Below are 1,659 nucleotides of genomic sequence, written 5' to 3'. Positions count from 1 at the left end.
GGGAGCCAGCGGCCGGGCATGTTCGCCGAGCTGTTCGTCACGTTCCCGGAGCTGCAGCGCTACCTGCGGCTCGATCCGGAGACCGCGTCGACGGTGTTCGGTCCCGCTGTGTTCGGTGAACCGGCGCGGCAGGCTTTCGCGGATCGTGTCACCGACACCCGGGTCGCCCAGCCCGCGCTCGGCCTCGCCGGGCTGGCCGCGTTCCGGCTGCTGACCCGTGCCGGCGTCCGGCCCGCGATGGCCGGCGGCCACAGCTACGGCGAGCTGACGGCGCTGGCCGCGGCCGGCGCCCTCACCCCGGAAGCGCTGTTGCACGCCAGTCACGCCCGGGCCGAAGCCATCCTGGGCGCCATCCCGTCGTCGGACCCGGGCGCGATGGCCGCGGTCTCCGCGCCCGCCGACGAGGTCGGCAAGGTGATCGCCGACCTGGGCGACGTCGTCCTGGCGAACCACAATTCGCCCCAGCAGACGGTGATCTCCGGGCCGACCGCCGAGGTCGAGAAGGCGGTCGGGCTGCTGCGGGCCGCCGGGCTCGGCGCGAAGCGGATCCAGGTCGCGTGCGCGTTCCACAGCCCGCTGGTCGCGGCCGCGGGGGAGACGTTCGGCGAGGCACTGGACGCGATCGGCGTCGTCCGGCCGGCCATCCCGGTGTACGGCAACCGCACGGCGGCGCCGTACCCGGACGACGTCCGTGCCGAGCTGGCCGCGCAGATCGGGTCGCCGGTCCGGTTCGTCGAGCAGATCGAAGCGATGTACGCGGCGGGCGCGCGCGTCTTCGTCGAGGCAGGCCCCGGCTCGGTGCTGGCCAAGCAGGTCACGGCGATCCTCGGCGACCGTCCGCATCGGACAGTCGGCTTCGAGCAGCCGGGCCGCCGCGGCCTGCCGGGGTTCCTTGCCGCGCTGGCGGAACTGGCGACCTCCGGAGTTCCGGTCGAGACGGGCTGGCTGTTCCGCGGCCGCGACGCCGTCGACGCGGCTTCCGCGCCGCGGCCGAAACGTCCGGGATGGACGGTGGACGGCCACCTCCTCCGCACCGCCGACGGCACGATCCCGGCCGGCGCCCTCCAGCCCGCGAAACGGCTCCCGCAGGTCCTGACCCCGGCCGCGGTCCCGGCGGCGGGCACCTCGGACGCGATGGTGGCGGACTTCCTGCGCACGAGCCGCGAGATGATCGCAGCCCAGCGCGACGTCCTGCTCGGCTACTTCGGCACCGACATCCCGGCCCACTTGGCCACCCCGTCGGTTGTCGCGCCGGTCGTCGAGGCGCTCCCGGTCGTGGTCCCGGAGGCTCCGGTCCTGTCCGTTTTGGACACGGTGATCGAGGTGATCGGGGAGCGGACGGGGTATCCGGTGGACATGATCGAGCCGGACCTCGATCTGGAAGCTGACCTGAGTGTGGACTCGATCAAGCGGGCCGAGATCGCCGGCCAGTTGGCGACGCGGTTGGGCTTGGATGCGGGTGCGGACGTGGAGACGTTCGCGAAGGCGCGGACGGCGGCGGCGATCGCGGGGCTGGTCGGGCCGGGTGCGCCGCTGCCGGTCGTGGCGTCTGTGCAGTCGGTGCTGGACACGGTGATCGAGGTGATCGGGGAGCGGACGGGGTATCCGGTGGACATGATCGAGCCGGACCTCGATCTGGAAGCTGACCTGAGTGTGGAC

The 1,659-nt window shown here is 73.3% G+C and carries 1 protein-coding gene; it reads left to right on the top strand.

Features of this window, described 5'->3' with window-relative positions; all coding sequences use genetic code 11:
• Positions 1 to 1,659: acyltransferase domain-containing protein (locus ACGFMK_RS48990; protein ID WP_392778965.1), on the top strand; the 1,659-nt coding region annotated here is incomplete at both ends.

The sequence above is a fragment of the Amycolatopsis sp. NPDC049252 genome (genome assembly GCF_043197175.1).
Taxonomy (GTDB): Bacteria; Actinomycetota; Actinomycetes; order Mycobacteriales; family Pseudonocardiaceae; genus Amycolatopsis.
This window is presented reverse-complemented; position numbering and strand designations above follow the sequence as displayed.